Source organism: Streptomyces sp. NBC_01481 (genome assembly GCF_026339995.1).
Taxonomy (GTDB): Bacteria; Actinomycetota; Actinomycetes; order Streptomycetales; family Streptomycetaceae; genus Streptomyces.
The window spans coordinates 602,034-617,556 of sequence record NZ_JAPEPT010000002.1 but is presented as its reverse complement, the minus strand read 5'-3'; the positions used below and the strand labels follow the sequence as shown (position 1 = coordinate 617,556).

General features: G+C 69.7%; 13 protein-coding genes and 1 pseudogene. 8 read left to right on the top strand and 6 right to left on the bottom strand.

All coding sequences use genetic code 11. The annotated features are described in order from the left end of the window. Together OOK40_RS13360 and OOK40_RS13355 are read left to right on the top strand one after the other, a co-directional pair. Positions 1-981, top strand: a complete 981-nt coding sequence (locus tag OOK40_RS13360) for an alpha-ketoacid dehydrogenase subunit beta (protein ID WP_266480306.1) — start codon at positions 1-3, stop codon at positions 979-981. A 14-nt stretch (positions 982-995) separates the two neighbouring features. Next, a complete protein-coding gene (locus tag OOK40_RS13355; protein ID WP_266480304.1) occupies positions 996-2,387 on the top strand; it encodes a dihydrolipoamide acetyltransferase family protein in 1,392 nt (463 codons plus the stop codon). A 64-nt stretch (positions 2,388-2,451) separates the two neighbouring features. Here the strand turns inward: OOK40_RS13355 and OOK40_RS13350 are convergent, their stop codons facing one another. Then, on the bottom strand, positions 2,452-3,375 hold the full coding sequence (locus OOK40_RS13350; RefSeq protein WP_266481646.1) for a D-alanyl-D-alanine carboxypeptidase family protein: 924 nt from the start codon (positions 3,373-3,375) through the stop codon (positions 2,452-2,454). Between the two features lie 247 nt (positions 3,376-3,622). On the opposite strand from OOK40_RS13350, the pseudogene OOK40_RS13345 reads away from it, so the two are divergent. Continuing rightward, a pseudogene (locus OOK40_RS13345) lies at positions 3,623-4,265 on the top strand (GntR family transcriptional regulator). Then, the gene (locus tag OOK40_RS13340; RefSeq protein ID WP_266480301.1) at positions 4,262-5,563 is read left to right on the top strand and encodes a nitrate/nitrite transporter; all 1,302 of its coding nucleotides are present in this window, start codon (positions 4,262-4,264) and stop codon (positions 5,561-5,563) included. The pseudogene OOK40_RS13345 and the gene OOK40_RS13340 overlap by 4 nt, the downstream one beginning before the upstream one ends. A gap of 115 nt (positions 5,564-5,678) precedes the next feature. Here OOK40_RS13340 and OOK40_RS13335 read toward each other — a convergent pair whose 3' ends face one another. Continuing rightward, complete coding sequence (locus OOK40_RS13335) at positions 5,679-6,503, bottom strand: maleylpyruvate isomerase family mycothiol-dependent enzyme (RefSeq protein WP_266480298.1); 825 nt, start codon at positions 6,501-6,503, stop codon at positions 5,679-5,681. A 163-nt stretch (positions 6,504-6,666) separates the two neighbouring features. Here OOK40_RS13335 and OOK40_RS13330 point away from each other — a divergent pair, with 163 nt between their 5' ends. Then, positions 6,667-7,455 carry a carbon-nitrogen family hydrolase gene (locus OOK40_RS13330; RefSeq protein WP_266480296.1) on the top strand — a complete coding sequence of 263 codons (789 nt, stop codon included), beginning with the start codon at positions 6,667-6,669 and terminating at the stop codon, positions 7,453-7,455. A 93-nt stretch (positions 7,456-7,548) separates the two neighbouring features. Here the strand turns inward: OOK40_RS13330 and OOK40_RS13325 are convergent, their stop codons facing one another. After that, positions 7,549-8,049, bottom strand: coding sequence for an LURP-one-related/scramblase family protein (locus OOK40_RS13325; protein ID WP_266480294.1), 501 nt, complete (start codon positions 8,047-8,049; stop codon positions 7,549-7,551). A 41-nt stretch (positions 8,050-8,090) separates the two neighbouring features. On the opposite strand from OOK40_RS13325, the gene OOK40_RS13320 reads away from it, so the two are divergent. Next, positions 8,091-9,914 carry an NHL domain-containing thioredoxin family protein gene (locus tag OOK40_RS13320; protein WP_266480291.1) on the top strand — a complete coding sequence of 608 codons (1,824 nt, stop codon included), beginning with the start codon at positions 8,091-8,093 and terminating at the stop codon, positions 9,912-9,914. 22 nt (positions 9,915-9,936) lie between these two features. On the opposite strand, the gene OOK40_RS13315 is transcribed toward OOK40_RS13320, so the two are convergent. The 3 genes from OOK40_RS13315 to OOK40_RS13305 all read right to left on the bottom strand — a co-directional run bounded on the left by OOK40_RS13315 (position 9,937) and on the right by OOK40_RS13305 (position 13,646). Further along, entirely contained in the window at positions 9,937-10,314 is a 378-nt protein-coding gene (locus tag OOK40_RS13315) for a hypothetical protein (RefSeq protein ID WP_266480288.1), read from the bottom strand. 68 nt (positions 10,315-10,382) lie between these two features. Next, complete coding sequence (locus tag OOK40_RS13310; protein ID WP_266480284.1) at positions 10,383-11,675, bottom strand: M18 family aminopeptidase; 1,293 nt, start codon at positions 11,673-11,675, stop codon at positions 10,383-10,385. A 144-nt stretch (positions 11,676-11,819) separates the two neighbouring features. Further along, positions 11,820-13,646, bottom strand: coding sequence for an acyl-CoA dehydrogenase (locus tag OOK40_RS13305; RefSeq protein WP_266480282.1), 1,827 nt, complete (start codon positions 13,644-13,646; stop codon positions 11,820-11,822). A gap of 130 nt (positions 13,647-13,776) precedes the next feature. Between OOK40_RS13305 and OOK40_RS13300 the strand changes: the two genes are divergently transcribed. Further along, positions 13,777-14,226, top strand: coding sequence for an SseB family protein (locus tag OOK40_RS13300; RefSeq protein ID WP_142214650.1), 450 nt, complete (start codon positions 13,777-13,779; stop codon positions 14,224-14,226). A 111-nt stretch (positions 14,227-14,337) separates the two neighbouring features. Next, complete coding sequence (locus tag OOK40_RS13295; protein WP_266480273.1) at positions 14,338-15,327, top strand: pirin family protein; 990 nt, start codon at positions 14,338-14,340, stop codon at positions 15,325-15,327. Positions 15,328-15,523 lie beyond the last annotated feature (196 nt).

Here is a 15,523-nt window from a genome sequence, read left to right as displayed (position 1 = left end):
ATGGCCGTACAGAAGCTTCCCCTCGCCAAGGCGCTCAACGAGTCGCTGCGCAAGGCACTCGACACCGACCCCAAGGTCCTGATCATGGGTGAGGACGTCGGCAAGCTCGGCGGCGTCTTCCGGGTGACCGACGGACTGCAGAAGGACTTCGGCGAGGACCGGGTCATCGACACCCCGCTCGCCGAGTCCGGCATCGTCGGCACGGCGATCGGTCTCGCGCTGCGCGGCTACCGGCCCGTCGTGGAGATCCAGTTCGACGGCTTCGTCTTCCCCGCGTACGACCAGATCGTCACGCAGCTCGCGAAGATGCACGCCCGCGCGCTCGGCAAGATCAAGCTGCCGGTCGTCATCCGCATCCCCTACGGCGGCGGCATCGGCGCGGTCGAGCACCACAGTGAGTCCCCCGAGGCCCTGTTCGCGCATGTCGCGGGCCTCAAGGTCATCTCGCCGTCCAACTCCTCCGACGCGTACTGGATGCTCCAGCAGGCGATCCAGAGCGACGACCCGGTCATCTTCTTCGAGCCGAAGCGGCGCTACTGGGACAAGAGCGAGGTCGACACCGAGGCCATCCCTGGCCCGCTGCACAAGGGCCGCGTCGTCAAGGCGGGCTCGGATCTCACGCTCGTGGCGTACGGTCCGATGGTGAAGGTCTGCCTGGAAGCGGCGGCCGCGGCCGCCGACGAGGGCAAGTCGGTGGAGGTCATCGACCTGCGCTCGATGTCCCCGATCGACTTCGACACCATCCAGACCTCCGTGGAGAAGACGGGCAGGCTCGTCGTCGTCCACGAGGCCCCGGTCTTCTACGGCTCCGGCGCGGAGATCGCCGCTCGCATCACAGAGCGGTGCTTCTACCACCTGGAGGCCCCGGTGCTGAGGGTCGGAGGCTTCCACGCCCCCTACCCGCCGGCACGGCTCGAGGAGGAGTACCTTCCGGGACTTGACCGGGTGCTGGACGCCGTCGACCGCTCGCTCGCGTACTGAGGAGTGCCGTGACCATGACTCAAGACACTTCGCTCCGCTTCCGAGAGTTCAAGATGCCCGATGTGGGCGAGGGACTCACCGAGGCCGAGATCCTCAAGTGGTACGTCCAGCCCGGAGACACGGTGACGGACGGCCAGGTCGTCTGCGAGGTCGAGACGGCAAAGGCGGCCGTCGAGCTGCCGATCCCGTACGACGGCGTGGTGCACGAGCTCCGCTTCGAGGAGGGCACGACCGTCGACGTCGGCACCTCGATCATCACGATCGACGTGGCGCCGGGCAGCGGTGACGCGGCCCCGGCCGCTGCCGCTCCCGTCGTCGAGACGCCTGCCGAGGCGCCGGCCGAAGAGGCCGAGCCGAAGGGCCGCACGCCCGTCCTCGTCGGCTACGGCGTCGCCGAGACCTCCACCAAGCGCCGCGCCCGCAAGGGCACGTCCGCCGTCCCGGAGCAGGCCGCGGCGGCCGCCGCGATCCAGGCCGAGATGAACGGCCACGGCGTCGTCGGCCAGGCCCGCCCGCTCGCCAAGCCCCCGGTCCGCAAGCTCGCCAAGGACCTGGGCATCGATCTGGCGACGGTCACCCCGACCGGGCCCGACGGAGTCATCACGCGGGAGGACGTCCACGCGGCGGCCGCCCCGGCTCCGGCACCCGTCCGGGCCGAGCCCGCGCTCGCCGCGCAGCCCGGGCCCGCGCCTGTCGTGGCGGGCGCCCGGGAGACCCGTATCCCCATCAAGGGAGTACGCAAGGCCACCGCGGCGGCGATGGTCGGCAGCGCCTTCACCGCGCCGCACGTCACGGAGTTCATCACGCTCGACGTGACACGGACGATGAAGCTCGTCGACGAGCTCAAGGCCGACAAGGACATGTCGGGGCTGCGGGTCAATCCGCTGCTGCTGATCGCCAAGGCGCTGCTGGTCGCGATCAAGCGCAACCCCGCCGTCAACGCGGCCTGGGACGAGGCCGCCCAGGAGATCGTGCAGAAGCACTACGTCAACCTGGGCATCGCCGCGGCCACGCCGCGCGGTCTGATCGTGCCGAACATCAAGGACGCGCACGACAAGACCCTGCCCGAACTGGCGCAGGCGCTCGGTGAGCTGGTCTCCACCGCCCGCGAGGGCAAGACCACTCCCGCGGCCATGCAGGGCGGCACGGTCACGATCACCAACGTGGGCGTCTTCGGCGTCGACACCGGTACGCCGATCCTGAACCCGGGTGAGTCCGCGATCCTCGCGGTCGGCGCGATCAAGCTCCAGCCCTGGGTCCACAAGGGCAAGGTCAAGCCGAGGCAGGTCACCACGCTCGCGCTCTCCTTCGACCACCGGCTGGTCGACGGGGAACTGGGCTCCAAGGTGCTCGCGGACGTCGCGGCGATCCTGGAGCAGCCCAAGCGGCTGATCACCTGGGCCTGACGGCCCGGAACACCGAGGTCCCGTGACGCGATGCGTCACGGGACCTCGTGTTTTCAGCGGTGCGTCAGTCGCGCTGCGTGCCGGCCGGGAGCGTTCGAACCGTCATCGTCTGGGCGGTGGTGGAGCCGAATCCGAAGTCCAGCAGCTTCGCCGCGTCCTTGGTGCGCTCGGTGACGCTGGAGCTGGCGAGGACGACGCCGACGTAGGTCTTCGTGCCGCGGGTGGCGGCGAAGACGAGGCAGGGGCCGGCAGCCGTGCCGGTGCCGGTCTTCACGCCGATGGCCCCGCTGTACGAGCCGAGGAGCGCGTTGGTGTTGTACCAGGTGTACGTGCGGGTGGCGCCGGTGCTCGTCGTCGCGACGGTCTTGTACGACGTGGCCTTGACGACATCGCGGAAGGTCGCGCTGCTCATCGCGTGGCGGGCGAGCTTCGCCAGGTCCCACGGGGTGGAGTAGTTGGCGCCCGCCGCGGAGATTCCGTCGAACGAGTCGAAGTGCGTGTTCACCAGGCCGAGCTGCTTGGCCTTGGCGTTCATCTTGCCGATGAACGAAGACGTGCGCGCGGCGGTCGTCGTCCCGGTGCCGTAGGCGTCGGCGAGGGCGTACGCGGCGTCGCAGCCGGACGGCAGCATCATGGCGGACAGCAGCTGACGGACGGTCAGCTTGTCACCGGTGCGCAGGTCCGCGGTGCTCGCGCCCTGCCGGACGACGTAGTCCCGGTACGCCTGCTTGACGGTGACCTTCTTGGTGAGGTCCACGCCGGGCGTGGTGAGGACCGTGATGGCCGTCACCAGCTTCGTCGTGCTCGCGATCTGGCGGCGGGTGTTGTTGGCCTTGCCGTAGACCGGCTTGCCGTCCGCCTGGTCCAGCAGGAAGCCGCCCTTGGCGCTGATGGTCGGGATCGGCACCGCTGCCTGGGCGGTAGTGGCCAGGGGCGAGGCCGCCAACAGCAGGCCGCCGGCGAGGGCGACGCCGGCGGCTCTGCGCAGGCCCTTGCTTTTGAGTATCAAAGGGAACGCTCCGATAGTCGCGTTTGCGTCGAAAGTCCGTTAAGTCCCGTGACTTTCAAAGTCGATGGGGCCCAGGGAAAACAGGGTCCCGACATGAGACTCGTGAGCAGAGCGAATGGATGTACGGAAGTTGCGTACTTCTTGTTCCGGGCGCCCAAACCCCTTGTCCGTCCTGCATCGTGGACCAGGCTTCCTGATGCACCTGTGTTGTATCTAAGCTGTGCGCATGCCCGCCGCCGCCCCTGCCGCAGAACGCGTCTACACCCACATCAAGCAAGCCGTCCTCGACCGCCGCTACGAGGGCGGAACCCTCCTCACCGAGGGCGAACTGGCCGACGCCGTCGGCGTATCGCGCACCCCCGTCCGCGAAGCGCTCCTCAAGCTGGAGGTCGAAGGGCTGATCAAGCTCTACCCGAAGAAGGGCGCCCTCGGTCCTCGCCGTCTCCGCACAGGAGATCGCCGATGTGGTCGAGACCCGGATGCTGGTCGAGGAGCACGCCGCCCGCAAGGCCGTACCGGCCTCACCGCAGCTGATCGCCCGCCTCGAAGAGCTCCTCGAACAGCAGAAGCGACAGGGCGAGGAGGGCGACCTGGCCGCCGTCGCCGTCACCGACCGCTGCTTCCACGCCGAGATCGTCCGCAGCGGGGGCAACGCGATCCTCTCCCGCCTCTACGACCAACTCCGCGACCGGCAGCTGAGGATGGGCGTCGCGGTCATGCACTCCCACCCCGACCGGATCGCCAAGAACGTCGCCGAGCACAGCGAGATCCTTGAGGCACTGCGCGCCGGAGACCCGGACGCGGCGGCCGCCCTCGTCCACCGGCACGTCGGCTGGTTCAGCAACCTGGCGCGGGGCGAGGTCCGGTGAGCGCCTGCGCCGCCGCCCTGCCGGGGGATCCACCCGGCGGACGGCGGGCCGCCGCGGTCTGGGGCATCGGCGTCGCTGTCTACTTCGTCGCCGTCATCTTCCGTACGTCCCTGGGCGTCGCCGGACTCGACGCCGCCGACCGCTTCGACGTCAACGCCTCCGCGCTGTCCACCTTCTCCATCCTCCAGCTGCTCGTGTACGCGGGGATGCAGATACCCGTCGGCCTGCTGGTCGACCGCCTCGGCACCAAGAAGGTCCTCACCATCGGCGTGGTGCTGTTCACGGCCGGGCAGCTGGGCTTCGCGTTCTCGCCCTCGTACGGCACGGCCCTCGCCTCGCGTGCGCTCCTCGGCTGCGGCGACGCGATGACCTTCATCAGCGTGCTGCGGCTCGGCACCCGCTGGTTCCCGGCGCGGCGCGGACCCCTCATAGGGCAGGTCGCCGCGCTCTTCGGGATGGCGGGCAACCTCGTCTCGACCATCGTCATCGCCCGGATGCTCCACGGCCTGGGCTGGACCGCCACCTTCGCGGGCAGCGCGGCGGCCGGACTGGTCGTGCTCGTCCTGCTCGTGCTCTTCCTCAAGGACCACCCCGAGGGCCATGAGCCACCGCCCGCCCGGCACGCCGGATCGGCATTCGTACGCAAGCAGATCGCCCAGTCCTGGCGGGAGCCCGGCACCAGACTCGGCCTGTGGGTGCACTTCACCACCCAGTTCCCCGCGATGGTGTTCCTGCTGCTGTGGGGGATGCCCTTCCTCATCGAGGCACAGGGCCTGTCCCGGGAGACGGCGGGCGAGCTGCTGACCCTGGTGGTGCTCTCCAACATGATGGTGGGCCTGGTGTACGGGCAGATCATCGCGCGCCACCATGCGGCCCGGGTCCCGCTCGCTCTCGGCACGGTCGGGGCGACCGCACTCGTATGGGCCGCCACCATTGTGTACCCCGGCGACCCTGCCCCGATGTGGTTGCTGATCACACTCTGCACGGTGCTCGGGGCATGCGGGCCCGCGTCGATGATCGGCTTCGACTTCGCCCGCCCCGCCAATCCCCCGGAACGGCAGGGGACGGCGTCGGGCATCGTCAACATGGGCGGCTTCGTGGCCTCCATGACGACACTGCTGGCGGTCGGGGTGCTGCTGGACGCGACCGGCGACAACTACCGGATCGCGTTCTCGTCGGTGTTCGTGCTGGAGGCCGTCGGGATCGGGCAGATCCTGCGGCTGCGGGCGCGCACGGTGCGGCGGGAGCGGGAACGGCTGGTGGCGAGCCGGGTGGAGGCCGTGCACGTACCGGCGTGACGACGCGGACCGTCTGCCGCGCGGACCCTGTGAGGCGCGACCGGTTCGGCGCGGACCCTCCGGCGTGAACCTGCGGCGCGCGCGAGGCGGATGCCACGCGCGCCCGGCTCCTCCGCTACGGAGTGACCGCGAACTCCCGCAGGATCGCCGCGCCCAGCTCCGCGTCCCCGTCCACCTTGACCCGGTCCTGCACCGCGGCCGCCCGCACCCGCCCGCACGCCAGGCGGACGTAGGTCTCCCAGTCCATGGCGAGGGTCACGACGGGCCCGAGCGAGGGCGCGCCGTCGACCGTGCCGCGGCCGTCCGCGTCCACCCGGACCGTCCGCAGGAACTCCACCGGACCGTGCACATCGAAGACGACCGCCGAATTCGCGGGCGCGCCCGCGTCCTTGGCGACGACCTTCGGCAGGGCTTCGAGCAGACAGTCCCGCGCGACATACGCGCCGGGGGAGTCGAGGTTGCCCGGCTTGCCGAGCGCCACCCGCAGATCCTGCTCGTGCACCCACGTGTCGAACGCCCGCATCCGCATGGCGAGTTCAAGGGTCTGCTCGGCGCCGAGCGGGGCACGGACCATGGTGCCGGGGGCGCGGCTCTCGTTGCGCAGCTGACGGGCCCGCCGGATGATCGTGTACTCCAGCTCCGAGGTCATCTCCGGCGCCGTGTGGTGCCGGCGCACATCGACCTGCATCTCCATGTAGCGGGCGAACTCGCTCTGTACATGGTAGAGATCGCGCGGCAGCGTATGGATCGGCCGGGGATCGCCGAGCATCTCGCACTCCATGCCGATGACGTGCGAGACGACATCGCGGACCGACCAGGCGGGACACGGCGTCGGCCGGTTCCACTCGCCTTCCACGAGCGGCTGCACCAGCTCTGCTATCGATTCGATGGAGTGGGTCCAGGCGTCGGCGTAGGTCTGGAGGCTGGGATGGACGGTCACGGGACCCCTCGGCGGTTCTGCGGTACGCGGGCTGGGCTGCTGACTGCTGGGCTGCGTGGGAGGCTCGGCAGTTAAGTTACGCTGCCGGACGGCACCCCGGCAGTGCTTTCGTGTGACGATCGTAGGCCCGCGTTGACGGCTCGAATGCCAGGACGGTGGTAGTGTGCGCGCCTCTCTCATCCAGATCGCAGTAGACCCGGACGAAACAGTCAATTCTCGTAGGGCGCGGGCCGCTTCGCTGGTACGCGAACAACAGGACGCCGATCTGGTGATCCTGCCGGAACTGTGGCCCGTCGGCGCCTTCGCCTACGACTCCTTCGCCGAGGAGGCGGAGACGGTCACCGGGCCGACGTACGAGGTGATGGCGAAGGCGGCGAGCGACGCAGGCGTGTGGCTGCACGCGGGCTCCGTCGTCGAGAAGGCCGCGGACGGCACTCTCTACAACACCTCCCTCGTCCTCTCCCCCGCCGGTGAACTGGTCGGCACCTACCGCAAGATCCACCGCTTCGGCTTCGACAAGGGTGAGGCGGTGATGATGGGCGCGGGCGACGAACTCGTCACCGTCCCGCTGCCGGGCCTCACCGTCGGCTTGGCGACCTGCTACGACCTGCGCTTCCCCGAACTCTTCCGCGGACTCGTGGACGCCGGCGCCCAGGCCTTCGTCATCCCGGCCGGCTGGCCGGCCCGCCGCCGCGAACACTGGACCCTGCTGGCCCGCGCCCGCGCGGTCGAGAACCAGGCCTACGTCCTGGCCTGCGGCACCGCGGGCACCCATGCGGGGGTCGAGCAGGCGGGCCACAGCATTGTGGTCGACCCGTGGGGCGAGGTCCTGGCGGAGGCGGGGCCGGGCGAGGAGGTCCTGCGGGTGGAACTGTCCGCGGAGAAAGTGACGACGACGCGCGAGCAGTTCCCGGCGCTGAAGGACCGGCGGCTGGGCCTGGACGCGCCCTAGCGTCCAGGCGGGCTGCGACCTTCGGCCGCATGTCCTCAACGCCGGACGGGCTGAAAATGCGGCCCAGCGGCATATTTCAGCCGCCGCCCGGAACTAATCGTCGTCGCCGTCCCGCTCCCTCTCCGCCATGCGGATCACGCACACCGCCACCGCGATCATCAGCGCCGGATCCGCGTCCTCCCGGACGACATTCACCGCGTACGTCTCCCGCACCCGGAACCACTGCTTCGAGATGTGAGCCAGCAGTTCGCCGTCGTACTCGATCACGAACTCCCGGTGCAGGATCCGGCCGCTGACATCCAGTTCCGTGCCCTCGACGAGTGCCACCCGGTAGTGGTTGCGCAGCAGCGAGAGCCGTTTCCTGCGGATCGTGGCGAGCGGCGCGTCGCCCCGTTCGACGGTCATCGTGTCCCTCAGGCTCAGCAGCTTCTTGCGCAGCGTGATGAGCACAAGCCCGCTCGGGTCCTTGAGCTCCAGCGTGTCGCGCAGCCGCAGCGCCTTGCCGTCGACGAGGAAGGCGCGGCGCCCCTGCTCGTCCTCGATCCAGTAGTCGTCACCGATCGCGAAGATCTTGTCGCGTACGAGGTATTTCATGGCTGGAATGCGTACCCGGTCTCGTGCGGTTGGATGGGGGTATGGCTACACGTGCACGCGTTCGGGCCCCCGAGCTCATCGGCAGGGGCGGCTGGCTCAATACGGGCGACACCCAGTACACCCTCGCTGACCTGCGAGGACGCATCGTTATCCTCGATTTTTGGACATTTTGCTGCATTAACTGTCTGCATGTCCTGGACGAGCTGCGCGAGCTCGAGGAGAAGCACCGCGACACCGTGGTGATCATCGGGGTCCACTCGCCGAAGTTCGTGCACGAGGCGGAGCACCAGGCCGTCGTCGACGCCGTCGAGCGCTATCAGGTGCATCACCCCGTGCTCGACGACCCCGAGCTCGCCACCTGGAAGCAGTACGCCGTACGGGCCTGGCCCACCCTCGTCGTCATCGACCCCGAGGGCTATGTCGTCGCCCAGCACGCCGGCGAGGGGCATGCGCACGCCATCGAGAAGCTCGTCGAGGAGCTGGAGGCGGAGCACGCCGCCAAGGGCACGCTGCGGCGCGGTGACGGGCCGTATGTCGCGCCCGAGCCGGTCGCCACGCATCTGCGCTTCCCCGGCAAGGCGCTCGTGCTGCCCGACGGCGGTTTTCTGGTCTCCGACACCACGCGCCATCAGCTGGTGCGGCTGGCGGCCGACGCCGAGACGGTCGTCCAGCGGTACGGCGACGGTGAGCGGGGGCTCGTCGACGGCGGCCCCGAGCGGGCCCGGTTCAGTGAACCGCAGGGGCTCGCCCTGCTGCCCGGGGGGCGCGTCGTCGTCGCCGACACGGTCAACCACGCCCTGCGTGTGCTCGACCTGGAGAACGCAGAGACCACCACCGTCGCCGGGACCGGCAGGCAGTGGTGGCAGGGCTCGCCGACGAACGGCCCGGCCCGCGACGTGGACCTCTCCTCGCCGTGGGACGTGGCCTGGTGGCAGGGCGAGGTGTGGATCGCGATGGCCGGCGTCCACCAGCTGTGGGCGTACGACCCCGAGCTCGGCACGGTCCGCGTCGCCGCGGGCACCACCAACGAGGGCCTGGTCGACGGACCGGTCGCCGAGGCGTGGTTCGCCCAGCCGTCCGGGCTCGCGGCGACCGAGGAGCGGCTGTGGGTCGCCGACTCGGAGACGAGCGCGCTGCGGTACGTCGACCGCGAGGGCGCCGTGCACACCGCCGTCGGCACCGGACTCTTCGACTTCGGTCACCGCGACGGTGCGGCCGGACAGGCCCTGCTCCAGCACCCGTTGGGCGTGACCGCGCTCCCCGACGGTTCGGTGGCCGTCAGCGACACGTACAACCACGCGCTGCGCCGCTACACACCTCCCGTTCAAGAGGGGCACAGCGGCGAGGTGACCACCCTGGCCACCGATCTGCGGGAGCCGAGCGACGCCGTGCTGGTCGGCGAGGACATCGTCGTGGTGGAGTCCGCGCGGCACCGGCTGACCCGGCTGCGGCTGCCGGAGGAGGCGGTACGCGTCGATGCCGTCGCTCACCGCACCCAGCGTGCCGCGACCGAAGTCGCCGCGGGCAAGCTGCGGTTGGACGTGGTCTTCCAGGCCCCGGCCGGCCAGAAGCTGGACACCCGGTACGGGCCGTCTACCCGGCTGCTCGTCTCCTCGACCCCGCCGGAGCTGCTGATCTCCGGTGAGGGCGCGGGCACGGACCTGGCGCGCGACCTGGAGATCGATCCGGCGGTCGCCGAGGGCGTGCTGCATGTGTCGGCGATGGCGGCGTCCTGCGACGACGACCCGTCCAACGAGTACCCGGCGTGCCATGTGCATCAGCAGGACTGGGGTGTTCCGGTGCAGGTGAGCGCGGACGGGGTCACGCGGCTGCCGCTCGTACTGGCCGGGATGGACCAGGAGTAGCGGCGCTACTTCCCAACACGCCCTAGTGGAAGAGCCCCTGTCGCAGGGGCTGGCGGCCCGCCGCACCGTCCAGGCAGCCGTCCACCCACAGGCCGGGGTCGTACGTCGCCTTGCGCCCGCCCCAGCCGGCGGACCGGATCTCCGCGCACCCGTCGGCCAGGAGCTTTCTCACCTCCTGGCCGGTCGGGTCGTACATCCGGACCCGTCGGCCCTGGACGTAACCCGATTCGTACGCGATGTCCTCGGCCCACGGCGGCCGCTCGTTGTACCGCTGAATGACGAACCAGCACCCTGCGGCAAGGACCGCGACCGCCGAGGCGAGTGCGAGGAACAGGGTGCGGCGCGAGGGGCCGGGCCGGTGGGTGACCACCGCGTGATGACCGAGGAGAACCATGGTCATCACCGTTGCGTACGGCTGCTTTCGCAGTTGTTTCGCAAACCCCCAACCGGCCCCTGGGCCAGGGGACTTCAGGCCTCCAGGAACGCGGTGAGGGCGTTCGCCAGCAGATAGGGGTCCTGTGCGCCGCACAGTTCACGCGCGCTGTGCATCGACAGGATCGCCACGCCGATGTCGACGGTCTGGATGCCGTGCCGGGCCGCGGTGATCGGGCCGATGGTCGTGCCGCACGGCATCGCGTTGTTCGACACGAACGTCTGCCACGGCACCCCGGCCCGCTCGCAGGCCTCGGCGAACACCGCGCGGCCGCTGCCGTCGGTGGCGTACCGCTGGTTGACGTTCACCTTGAGGATCGGGCCGCCGTTGGCCCGCGGGTGGTGCGTCGGGTCGTGCCGTTCGGCGTAGTTGGGGTGGACGGCGTGGCCCGTGTCGGACGAGAGGCACACCGTGCCCGCGAAGGCGCGCGCCCTGTCCTCGTACGCACCGCCGCGCGCGAAGACCGAACGCTCCAGCACATTGCCGAGGAGCGGACCGTCGGCGCCGGTGTCGGCCTGCGAGCCGTTCTCCTCGTGGTCGAAGGCGGCGAGGACGGGGATGCAGGGCAGCTCCCCGGACTCGGCGACGGCGGCGAGCGCGGCCGTGCCCGCGTGCACAGAGAGCAGGTTGTCCATCCGGGGCCCGGCGACCAGTTCCCGGTCGCGGCCCAGATAGGACGGCGGCTCGATGGAGTGCACCATCAGGTCCCAGCCGGTGACGTCGCCCTCGGCGAGGCCCGACTCCTGCTCCAGGAACCGGATCAGATCGCCTTCCTCGACCTCGCCGAGACCCCAGATCGGCTGGAGGTGCTTCTGCCGGTCCAGCTTCAGGCCGTCGTTGGCCGAGCGGTCCAGATGGATGGCGAGCTGCGGTACGCGCAGCAGCGCACGGTCGATGTTGACCAGGCGGTGGCTGCCGTCGCGAAGGGTGAGCCGGCCGGCGAGACCGAGGTCCCGGTCCAGCCAGGTGTTGAGCAGCGTCCCGCCGTACACCTCGACGGCGATCTGCCGCCAGCCGTACGCGCCGGTGTCCGGCAGCGGCTTGACCCGCAGATTGGGCGAGTCGGTGTGGGCGCCGACGATCCGGAACGGGGTGTGCGGCTCGGCGCCCTCGGGCACGTACCAGGCGATGATCGCGCCGCCGCGCAGCACGTACTTGCCGCCGTGCGTACCGTCCCAGGCGTCCGTCTCCAGCACCTGCCGGAATCCGGCCTTCTCCAACCGCGCGGCCGCGTTGGCGACAGCGTGGTACGGCGACGGGCTCGCCGCCAGGAAGGACATCAGGTCGTCGGTGTGGCCGCGGTCGAAGCGGGCGGTTCTCGCGCTCATGGGGTCACCTTAACGAGGGAAAGCCCTGGCCCGTCTGCCGATCGGGGCACCCAGGCCGGCGGCGCGTCGATCCCGGGGCCCGGTCATGGAGGTGGCCCGCCCCCGGAACTGGGGGCGGGCCACCTCAAGGACGCATCGGCGTGACTAGAACGCCGCCTCGTCGAGGTCCATCAGCGAGTTGTCGACCGTCTCCGCGAGCGCGCGCTCGGCCGAGACGCCCGGCAGGACGTTCGCGGCGAAGAACTTCGCGGCCGCGATCTTGCCCTGGTAGAAGGGCACGTCCTTCGCGGAGGCCGTCTGGAGCTTCTCCGCCGCGACCGCCGCGCCGCGCAGCAGCAGGTAGCCGACGACCACGTCGCCCGAGGCCATCAGCAGGCGGGTGGTGTTCAGGCCCACCTTGTAGATGTTCTTGACGTCCTCGCCGGTGGCGATGAGGTCGTTCGTCATCGTGCCGACGATCGCCTCCAGGTCCACCGCGGCCTTGGCGAGCGCGTCGCGGGCCGGGGCCAGCTCATCGCCCCCGGTGCCGACCGCCAGGAACTTCTTGATCTCCTCGGAGAGGGTGTTCAGCGCCTGGCCCTGGTCGCGGACGATCTTCCGGAAGAAGTAGTCCTGGCCCTGGATGGCCGTGGTGCCCTCGTAGAGAGTGTCGATCTTGGCGTCCCGGATGTACTGCTCGATCGGGTACTCCTGCAGATAGCCGGAGCCGCCGAAGGTCTGCAGCGACTGGGCCAGCTGCTCGTACGACTTCTCCGAGCCGTAGCCCTTCACGATCGGCAGCAGCAGGTCGTTCAGCGCGACGAGCGCCTTGGCGTCCTCGCCCGCGGCTTCCTTGAGGGCGATCTCGTCCTGGACGGATGCGGTGTAGAGGACCAGGGCGCGCATGCCCTCGGCGTACGCCTTCTGCGTCATCAGCGCGCGGCGCACGTCCGGGTGGTGCGTGATGGTGACCTTGGGCGCAGTCTTGTCCGCGAAGTTCACCAGGTCCTGGCCCTGGACGCGCTCCTTGGCGTACTCCAGCGCGTTCAGGTAACCGGTGGACAGGGTCGCGATGGCCTTCGTGCCGACCATCATCCGGGCGAACTCGATGATCATGAACATCTGGCGGATGCCGTCGTGCTTGTCGCCGATCAGCCAGCCCTTGGCGGGGTGCTGGTCGCCGAACGTCATCTCGCAGGTGTTGGAGGCCTTGAGGCCCATCTTGTGCTCGACGTTCGTGGCGTACACGCCGTTGCGCTCGCCCAGCTCGCCGGTCTCCCAGTCGAAGTGGAACTTCGGCACGAGGAAGAGCGACAGGCCCTTGGTGCCCGGGCCGTGGCCCTCGGGGCGGGCCAGCACGTAGTGAAGGATGTTCTCCTCCATGTCGTGCTCACCGGAGGTGATGAAGCGCTTCACGCCCTCGATGTGCCAGGAGCCGTCCTCCTGCTCGACGGCCTTGGTGCGGCCGGCGCCGACGTCCGAGCCGGCGTCCGGCTCGGTGAGCACCATGGTGGAGCCCCAGCGCTTCTCGACGGCTATCTGGGCGACCTTCTTCTGCGCCTCGTTGCCCTCCTCGAAGAGGATGCCCGCAAAGGCGGGGCCCGAGGAGTACATCCAGATGGCCGGGTTCGAGCCGAGGAGCAGCTCCGCGTACGACCAGATCAGGGAGCGGGGCGAGGTGGTGCCGCCGATCTCCTCGGGCAGGCCCAGGCGCCAGTACTCGGAGTCCATGAAGGCCTGGTAGCTCTTCTTGAAGGACGCCGGGACGGGCGCGGTGCTGGTCTTGGGGTCGAAAACAGGGGGGTTGCGGTCGGCGTCCGCGAAGGATTCGGCGAGCTCGTTCTCGGCGAGACGCGCGATCTCTTCGAGGATGGTCTTGGCAGTGTCGACGTCCATCTCCGCGAACGGGCCGGTGCCGTACAGCTTGTCGCGCCCGAGGACCTCGAAGAGGTTGAACTCGATGTCGCGGAGATTCGACTTGTAGTGCCCCATGGCGACGGCTCCGTAAGGATCGGGAGGCGGGATTCTCATCCACGTACCAGTTAGTAACTAACATGATGCTACCCGCCGGTAATAAGACGCAACCCTAACGGGGCAACTGTGACTCAGTACTCTTGCGTGCATGTACGGCTACGACCAGACCCCGGGCGCTCAGCAGCAGTACGTACCGCAGCAGCCCTCCTACGGGGAGCAGCCGCTCTACCCCGAGCCGTCGCCCCCTTCGCTCGCCGACGCGGTGCGGGCCTTCACCACGGCGTCGCTGTCCGCGGAGGACTTCCAGCAGATCTTCGCGACCTCGAAGGTGTACTGCCCGCGCGGTGACAATCCCGGGTTCCTGGCGCTGCACAACACCCAGCAGCCGGTCATCCCGATGTTCACCTCGCTCAAGGAGCTGCGCCGGTACGCGGGCAAGGAGTCCAAGTACTTCGTGATCACGGGTGCCGAGGTGATCGACCTGCTGCCGACCGGGTACGGCTTCGTCCTGGACATGGAGGGCGACCACCGCATGGTCTTCGACGCGAAGGCCGTGGAGCAGATGGTCGACTTCGCGATGCGGCGGATGTATGGCTGAGCGGCAGGCCTGCCTGTAGGGCGCCCGGGGGGAATTCCTCCCGGGCGTCTCGCGTTCCAGGTGCAAGAAGTTCAGTCTTCAACTAAACTGGACGCACAAGGAGGCCACGTCATGCCTGCAGTGACTGTCGAGAATCCGCTCACCCTGCCCCGCGTAGCCGCGCCCGCCGATGCCCTGTCGCGCCCCGTGCTCGCCGTGACCACGGCGCCCAGCGGGTTCGAGGGCGAGGGCTTCCCGGTGCGGCGTGCGTTCGCGGGGATCAACTACCAGTACCTCGACCCGTTCATCATGATGGACCAGATGGGTGAGGTGGACTATGCGCCCGGCGAGCCCAAGGGCACGCCCTGGCACCCGCACCGCGGCTTCGAGACCGTCACGTACCTGATTGACGGAACGTTCGTGCACCAGGACAGCAACGGCGGCGGCGGAACGATCCGCAACGGCGACACCCAGTGGATGACGGCGGGCTCCGGCCTGCTGCACATCGAGGCGCCGCCGGAGTCGCTGGTCATGTCGGGCGGACTCTTCCACGGGCTCCAGCTGTGGGTGAACCTCCCGGCGAGCGACAAGATGATGGCCCCCCGCTACCAGGACATCCGCGGCGGCCAGGTGCAACTGCTCACCTCGCCCGACGGCGGCGCGCTGCTACGGGTCATCGCCGGTGAGCTGAACGGTCACGAGGGCCCGGGCATCACGCACACGCCGATCACGATGATCCACGCGACGCTGCGGCCCGGCGCTCAGATCGACCTGCCGTGGCGCAAGGACTTCAATGGCCTCGCATACGTCCTGGCCGGGCGCGGCGCGGTCGGCACCGAGCGGCGGCCGGTGCGGATGGGGCAGACCGCGGTGTTCGGCGACGGCGACTCGCTCACGGTGTGGGCGGACGACACCCAGAACGGCTCGCACACCGGTGACCTGGAGATCGTGCTGCTCGGCGGGCGTCCGATCCGGGAGCCGATGGCGCACTACGGGCCGTTCGTGATGAACAGCCAGGCGGAGCTGAGGCAGGCGGTCGAGGACTTCCAGGCCGGACGCCTCGGCTCGATCCCGGCCGTGCACGGACTGGGCGAGCCGGGCGTGGGAGAGACCCAGGGCTGAGGGGGTCCAGGGGGCGTGAGCCAGGAGTGAGGGTCCGCGGCGACCTTCGGCACCTGGGCGCGGACCGGCCGGTCGACCTGGGCGTGGACCGGCCGGTCGACCTGGGCGTGGACCGGCCGGTCGCCGGATCTGATGGGGTGTCACCCTCCTGGCCCCGGTGGGCGGGACGGGGTGTGTGCGCTGTGGTCACGTGGGA

Bases quoted from the DNA above. Each gene is read 5' to 3' on its own strand.
- OOK40_RS13295 (WP_266480273.1), top strand. From the start codon at position 14,338: ATGCCTGCAGTGACTGTCGAGAATCCGCTCACCCTGCCCCGCGTAGCC.
- OOK40_RS13310 (WP_266480284.1), bottom strand. From the start codon at position 11,675: ATGAGCGCGAGAACCGCCCGCTTCGACCGCGGCCACACCGACGACCTG.
- OOK40_RS13320 (WP_266480291.1), top strand. From the start codon at position 8,091: ATGGCTACACGTGCACGCGTTCGGGCCCCCGAGCTCATCGGCAGGGGC.
- OOK40_RS13355 (WP_266480304.1), top strand. From the start codon at position 996: ATGACTCAAGACACTTCGCTCCGCTTCCGAGAGTTCAAGATGCCCGAT.
- OOK40_RS13305 (WP_266480282.1), bottom strand. From the start codon at position 13,646: ATGGGGCACTACAAGTCGAATCTCCGCGACATCGAGTTCAACCTCTTC.
- OOK40_RS13360 (WP_266480306.1), top strand. From the start codon at position 1: ATGGCCGTACAGAAGCTTCCCCTCGCCAAGGCGCTCAACGAGTCGCTG.
- OOK40_RS13315 (WP_266480288.1), bottom strand. From the start codon at position 10,314: ATGACCATGGTTCTCCTCGGTCATCACGCGGTGGTCACCCACCGGCCC.
- OOK40_RS13325 (WP_266480294.1), bottom strand. From the start codon at position 8,049: ATGAAATACCTCGTACGCGACAAGATCTTCGCGATCGGTGACGACTAC.
- OOK40_RS13300 (WP_142214650.1), top strand. From the start codon at position 13,777: ATGTACGGCTACGACCAGACCCCGGGCGCTCAGCAGCAGTACGTACCG.